Below are 6,866 nucleotides of genomic sequence, written 5' to 3'. Positions count from 1 at the left end.
CGTCCTTGTTTGAAGAGGTCTCTGTTTGTGGGGGTCCGCGCCCGCCTCTTGGGGGCGCGGGGGGGTGGCGTTGAAAATCTACCCCCCCCCACCCCCCACAGCCGTCGGACTACGCCTAGCCGATCCCTCGCCAGCCCTCCGGATCCACCCCGCCCGGCACAGGGGAACCCGCGTCGTACGGCTGGCGCGTGAAGACGAACGATCCCAGGTCCAGGTGGCTCAGGCTTCCGTCCGGACGCCGTACCGCCTGCAGCAGCTCCCCGGCGTAGTAGCCCTCCAGGCCCGTCCAGCTCCCGTCACCGTTCGCCCGGAAGCGCGATCGGCGGCCCTGGCCCGACAGGGGCTCCAGCGACAATCCCCCGTCGGAGGTCAGCCGCAGGGCGAAGGCGTGCGTTCCCCAGTACCACTGCCCGGCCAACTCCAGTACGGAGGCGTCGGCCTGCGGCAGCGGACGCCACGGTTCGGGGATCCGGGGTTCCGCCTCCGCGACGATGCGCACGAGGTCGGCACCCACCCCGGCGATCAGCGGTCCGGAGGTGCAGTTGGTCAGCACCACCGCGGCGACGTCGTCCTCCACGGCGATGGTGAGGTTGGCCAGAAAACCCGGCAGGGAGCCGGAGTGCCCCACGAGCAGTCGCCCGTCCCGGTGCTGGATCTGCAGTCCCAGGCCGTACGCGGCGCCGTCCACGACGTCCGCCGCCTCGACCGCCGCGGCGGGGGCCCGCATCTCCCGGACGGTGTCCGCGCCCAAGACCCGGTCGTCCCCCGTCGTCAGAAAGACGGCGAACCTCGCCAGATCCCCGGTGGTGGACCAGAGTTGACCGGCCGGGGCCATCCTGCCGAGATCCTCGGCAGGTTCGGGCAGCATCACGTCCGCCCACGGATGCACCGCCCAGCCACCCGCGTGCGGAGCGCTCGGGCGCGTGGCCGTGCGTTCCAGCCCCAGCGGTTCCAGCACCTCCCGCCGCAGCACGTCCTCCCACGAGGCGCCGCGGAGCTCCTCGACCAGCGCACCGAGCAGGGTGTAGCCGGGGTTGGAGTAGTGGTGCCGGCGGCCCACCGGGTGCAGCAGCGGTCGCTTGCCCAGCACGTCGGCGAGCTCGGGCCGCAGTGATCCCGGCGTCCGCTCCCACCACGGCGCGGGCGACTCGGCGGCCAGTCCACCCGAGTGGGCCAGCAGTTCGGCGATCGTGGCCTCGCCCGCCCCGGTACCCGGCAGGTGCTTCTCCAGGGGATCCCCGAGGTCGAGCAGGCCCTCGTCACGCAGCCGCAGGACGAGAACAGCCGTGAACGTCTTGGTGATCGAGCCGATGCGGTACTGCACGTTCTCGTCGGGGCCGTGCCCGTCGACCGAGGTCCGCGCACCGTGCCACATGGTCCGCCCGTCCCGGACGACCGCCGCCACGAGCGAGGGCGTGCGCCCCTCGGCCTGTGCCACGGCGATCCGGTGCAGCAACTGCCGACGGGTGGCGGGAAGCAGTTCATCCTGAGGTGTCGTCATACCCCCAGTCCACCGCCCCGGACGGTCCGCGTCGAGCCGATTAAGTCGCGGCCCGTGGCCGGCGCGGCATGATCGGCCGCGCGTCACTTGGCAATGCGGGCTTCGATGCCGTCGAGCAGAAAGTCGAGGCCCGTCCGGAAGGTCTCGTCGGCGTCCAGGTGGGCGGCATCGCGCACCACCGTGGCCAGCGCGGGGAATCGGCCCGTGGCGAAGGTCCGCTCCAGATAGGGACCGAGTGAGGCCTGCCAACGCTTCTCGTCCATCCCGGTGGCCCGCTCGGCACGCCGCTCGGCGATCTCCCGGCGCACTGCCCCGATCACGTAGGCGTCGACCGCGGTGACCACCGGCATGACTGCGTCCACGTCGACGCCGTCCAGCGCGGCCACCACGGCCTCGCCCCTGGCCAGCGCGTGCGGCCCGAGCTGCGGTCGTCCACCGAGCAGGTCGGCGAGCCATTCGTGCTCGTGAGCCGCCCGCCGGGTGGTTTCGGCAAGGGACCGCAGCACCTCCCGCCAACTGTCTCCGACCGGCCGGATCTCGGCGTGGACCGCGTCGACCATCAGGTCGAGCAACTCCTCCTTGCCGGCGATGTAGCCGTACAGCCGCATCGGCCCCACGCCCAGCGCGGTGGCGACCTTGCGCAGCGACACCGCCTCCAGGCCGTCCGCGTCGGCCAGCCGGATCGCCGCTCGCACGATCTTCTCCCGGTTCAGCGGGGCCGGCACGGGTCGATTCGGCGGCTCCGGCCTCTCCCACACCAACATGCCGCTAACCGTACATCGCATGGAGCGATACAGTGTATCGACCAGTACGGCGTATCGATAAAGGAGGGACAACCATGACCATCGCCATCGTCGGAGCCGGCCTCGGCGGCCTGGCGTTCGCCCGTGTGCTGCACGTGAACGGCATAGACGCGGTCGTCTACGAGCGTGAATCGTCACGCGTCGCACGCGGTCAGGGCGGCATGCTGGACATCCACTCCGGCCAGCGGGCGCTGCGCGAGGCCGGTCTGATCGACCAGTTCCACGTGATCGCCCGGGGTGAAGGCCAGGACATGCGCCTTCTCAAGCCGGACGGCACCCTGCTCCTCCAGGAGGACACATCCGACGACGCCCCACTCGATCGACCCGAGGTGGACCGCGCCGATCTGCGCGACCTGCTGCTGGACTCCCTCCCCGACGGCACGGTGCGCTGGGGGCACGCGTTCAGGACCGCCGATGACGGCCTGATGCACTTCGCCGACGGCGGCAGTGCCACGTATGACCTGCTGGTCGGCGCGGACGGCGCGCAGTCCCGGGTCCGCGCGCTGCTCACCGAAGCCCGTCCGTCGCACATCGGCCAGAACATCGTCGAGGTCGGCATTCCCGACATCGACCGCACGCATCCCGACCTCGCGGCGATGGTCGGGCGCGGCAACTACTGGGTGCTCGGCGACGGTCTGTCCCTGGCGGCCCAGCGCAACGGCGACGGCCGCGTTCGCATCGGCCTCAGCTTCTACAACACCGCCGAGGACTGGTTCGCCACCAGCGGGATCCCGTTCGACGACCCGGCCGCCGCCCGGGCGCGGCTGATCGGGCTGCTGCCCGGCTGGGACGCACGGTTCACCGCGCTGATCGCGGCCTGCGACGACACGGTCGTGCCGCGGCCGATCACCACTCTCCCGGTCGGCCTGACCTGGCCGTCGAGGCCGGACGTCACGCTGCTCGGCGATGCCGCTCACCTGATGCCGCCGGTGGGAGAGGGCGCCAACATGGCGCTGCTCGACGGCGCCCTGCTCGGCCTCGCGGTGGCCGCGCACCCGGACGACTTCGGCGCCGCCGTCGGAGCATACGAACGCGAGATGTTCGAACGCACGAGCGCCGCCGCCCGGATGTCCGCCGACATGCACGAACTGCTGACGTCACCGGACGCCGCCCAGAAGATGCTCGCGTTCTTCCAACCGGGCTGAAAGACCTGCGCTCAGGTCTGTGCCATATCCACGAACCGCGAGTAGTGGCCCTGGAAGGCGACCGTGATCGTCGCTGTCGGACCGTTACGGTGCTTGGCCACGATCAGGTCGGCCTCGCCCGCGCGCGGGGACTCCTTCTCGTAGGCGTCCTCGCGGTGCAGCAGAATGACCATGTCGGCGTCCTGCTCGATCGAACCGGACTCACGCAGGTCCGAGACCATCGGCTTCTTGTCGGTTCGCTGCTCGGGACCACGGTTCAGCTGGGAGAGCGCGATGACCGGGACCTCCAGCTCCTTCGCCAGGAGCTTGAGGTTGCGCGACATGTCCGAGACTTCCTGCTGACGGCTCTCGGCGCGCTTGGAGCCGCCGGACTGCATCAGCTGGAGATAGTCGATGACCACCAGCCTGATGTCGTTGCGCTGCTTGAGACGGCGGCACTTGGCACGGATCTCCATCATCGACAGGTTCGGGGAGTCGTCGATGTAGAGCGGGGCCGCCGAGACGTCCGGCATCCGGCGGGCCAGGCGGGTCCAGTCGTCGTCCGTCATGGTGCCGGAACGCATGTGGTGCAGTGCGACGCGGGCCTCGGCGGACAGCAGGCGCATCGCGATCTCGTTGCGCCCCATTTCGAGCGAGAAGATGACGCTCGGCAGATTGTTCTTGATCGACGCCGCGCGCGCGAAGTCCAGCGCGAGCGTCGACTTGCCCATGGCGGGGCGCGCGGCGATGACGACCATCTGACCGGGGTGCAGGCCGTTGGTCAGCGAGTCGAAGTCCGTGAAGCCCGTGGGCACACCGGTCATCTCGCCGCTGCGCGACCCGATCGCCTCGATCTCGTCGAGCGCGCCCTCCATGATGTCGCCGAGCGGCAGGTAGTCCTCGCTGGTGCGCTGCTCGGTGACGGCGTAGATCTCGGCCTGGGCGCGGTTGACGATCTCGTCGACGTCGTCGTCGGCCGCGTACCCCATCTGCGTGATCCGGGTGCCGGCCTCCACCAGGCGGCGCAGGACAGCCCGCTCGTGCACGATCTCCGCGTAGTAGGCGGCGTTCGCGGCCGTCGGCACGGTCTGGACGAGGGTGTGCAGATACGAGGCGCCGCCGACCTTGTTGATCTCACCGCGCTTGGTGAGTTCGGCCGCGATCGTGATGGGGTCGGCCGGCTCGCCCTTGGCGTAGACGTCGAGGATGGCCTGGTAGACCGTCTCGTGGGCGGGCTTGTAGAAGTCGTGGCCCTTGAGGATCTCGACGACGTCGGCGATGGCGTCCTTGGACAGGAGCATGCCGCCGAGGACGGACTGCTCGGCGTCCAGGTCCTGCGGGGGAACTCGCTCGAACGACGGTCCGCCGCCGTCCCAGGAGCCGTTGTCCGCGCCGCGCTCGTGCTGTTCGTCGCGGCCGCGGCCTCCGTCACCGCGGCGGCGGGAAGCAGGCAGACGATCACTGGGACCGCTGTCGGCCCACGGGTCGTCCAAGGGCTCGGAAATGCTCACCGAGCCACCTCCTCCCGTCCGTCGAGCGGACCTCGCCGTGCCCCTCATTTCTACGGCACGGCACTGACAAATAAGACGCCCAACTCCGGTTCTGGCGCGTCGGTTTTGTGATGGTTCACAGGGCGACGGACGGAGCGGGCGCCGGACCACCGTAGGCCGGTCGGCACCGTCAGCCAATCTGGTTATCCACAGGCCATGTGGACGACTGGCCAGATGCTGTGGAGAACTCCGCCTAACCTGTGCACGACCCGGTGGACAGCCCTGTGAACAAGCCCGCACCCTGATCAGAGAAGCCACCCTGACCTGCAGCTTCACCGTCCACGGCCTGTGCAGAAGAAAAACTTGCCCGGTCAGTGCAAGATCACTTCGAACGGTACCCAGAAGTACACGGCGCGAGACGATACGTAAGGGCTGCAATGGCTTTGCATCTCTTACCTGTGGACGATTAGATTGGTGCTCATGACACAGGCCCCCGTGCGTCCCCGAACCGTCCGGCGCCGGCACGACCGAGAGATCGTCGCGCTGGCCGTTCCGGCCTTCGGCGCGCTCGTCGCCGAGCCCCTCTTCGTCATGGCCGACAGTGCGATCGTCGGCCATCTCGGCACCGCGCAACTCGCCGGACTCGGGATCGCCTCGGCTCTGCTCACCACAGCCGTCAGTGTGTTCGTCTTCCTCGCCTATGCCACCACGGCGGGCGTGTCCCGACGCGTGGGCGCGGGCGACCTCCAAGCCGCGATCCGCCAGGGCATGGACGGCATCTGGCTGGCGCTGCTGCTCGGAGCCGCCGTCATAGCCGCCGTACTACCCACGGCCCCGTCCCTCGTGGAACTCTTCGGCGCCTCCGACACGGCGGCCCCGTACGCCATCACCTATCTGCGCATCTCCTCCCTCGGCATCCCCGCCATGCTCGTCGTGCTCGCGGCGACCGGTGTCCTGCGCGGACTCCAGAACACCCGGACCCCGCTCTACGTGGCCATCGGCGGCTTCGTCACCAACGCCGTCCTCAACGTCCTGCTCGTCTACGGCGCCGGCCTCGGCATCGCGGGCTCCGCCTGGGGCACCGTCGTCGCTCAATACGGCATGGCCGCGGTGTACCTGTGGGTCGTGGTTCGCGGGGCGCGACGCCACGGGGCGTCCCTGCGTCCGGACGCGGCCGGCATCAGGGCATCCGCTCAGGCCGGGATGCCGCTGCTCGTGCGCACGCTCTCGCTGCGGGCGATTCTCATGATCGCGACGGCCGTGGCGGCCCGCCTCGGCGACGCCGACATCGCGGCCCACCAGATCATCCTGTCCCTGTGGAGCCTGATGGCCTTCGCTCTCGATGCCATCGCCATCGCCGGACAGGCCATCATCGGACGCTATCTGGGTGCCGGAGACGCCCAGGGTGCCCGCGAAGCCTGCCGCAGGATGGTGGAGTGGGGCGTCGCGGTCGGCGTCGTACTCGGTCTGCTCGTGGTGCTCTCACGTCCGGCGTTTCTGCCCTTGTTCACCGGTGACTCCGCGGTCAAGGACGCCGCGCTGCCCGCGCTGGTGATCGTGGCCGTCGCCCAGCCGATCTGCGGAGTGGTCTATGTCCTGGACGGTGTCCTCATGGGCGCGGGTGACGGCCCGTACCTGGCCTGGGCGATGCTGCTGACCCTGGCGGTCTTCACGCCCGCGGCGCTTTTCGTCCCCGTCGTCGGCGGAGGGCTCACCGTGCTGTGGGCGGCCATGACACTGATGATGGCGATGCGTCTGGTGACGCTGTGGCTGCGCACCAGGTCGGGTCGCTGGATCGTCACGGGCGCGACGCGGTGACCGTTTCACGTGAAACACAATGAAGAGGGGGGGGGGGGGGGCCGGGGGGGGGGGGGGGGGCCCCCCACCAACCCGACGCCCCCGGACACCAGGGGGCGCGCGCCCGGCGACCCGCACACCGAGGGGGCGT

The 6,866-nt window shown here is 69.9% G+C and carries 5 protein-coding genes; 2 read left to right on the top strand and 3 right to left on the bottom strand.

What is annotated here, in order from left to right; genetic code table 11:
* Window positions 1-115: 115 nt before the first annotated feature.
* Both ACFWR9_RS05020 and ACFWR9_RS05015 read right to left on the bottom strand, forming a co-directional pair.
* The gene (locus tag ACFWR9_RS05020; protein WP_383835636.1) at window positions 116-1,501 is read right to left on the bottom strand and encodes a serine hydrolase domain-containing protein; all 1,386 of its coding nucleotides are present in this window, start codon (window positions 1,499-1,501) and stop codon (window positions 116-118) included.
* Window positions 1,502-1,584: 83 nt separating this feature from the next.
* Entirely contained in the window at window positions 1,585-2,265 is a 681-nt protein-coding gene (locus ACFWR9_RS05015) for a TetR/AcrR family transcriptional regulator (protein ID WP_383835633.1), read from the bottom strand.
* Between the two features lie 74 nt (window positions 2,266-2,339).
* On the opposite strand from ACFWR9_RS05015, the gene ACFWR9_RS05010 reads away from it, so the two are divergent.
* Entirely contained in the window at window positions 2,340-3,449 is a 1,110-nt protein-coding gene (locus tag ACFWR9_RS05010; protein ID WP_383835630.1) for an FAD-dependent oxidoreductase, read from the top strand.
* Between the two features lie 11 nt (window positions 3,450-3,460).
* Here ACFWR9_RS05010 and dnaB read toward each other — a convergent pair whose 3' ends face one another.
* Window positions 3,461-4,939 (bottom strand): replicative DNA helicase, encoded by a 1,479-nt coding sequence (gene dnaB, locus ACFWR9_RS05005; protein WP_376355461.1) that lies wholly within the window; start codon window positions 4,937-4,939, stop codon window positions 3,461-3,463.
* Window positions 4,940-5,398: 459 nt separating this feature from the next.
* On the opposite strand from dnaB, the gene ACFWR9_RS05000 reads away from it, so the two are divergent.
* Complete coding sequence (locus ACFWR9_RS05000) at window positions 5,399-6,736, top strand: MATE family efflux transporter (RefSeq protein ID WP_383835627.1); 1,338 nt, start codon at window positions 5,399-5,401, stop codon at window positions 6,734-6,736.
* Window positions 6,737-6,866 lie beyond the last annotated feature (130 nt).

The sequence above is a fragment of the Streptomyces sp. NPDC058534 genome, assembly GCF_042717365.1.
GTDB lineage: Bacteria > Actinomycetota > Actinomycetes > Streptomycetales > Streptomycetaceae > Streptomyces.
Note: the sequence above shows the minus strand (reverse complement) of the source record. Positions and strands in the feature narration are given on the sequence as shown.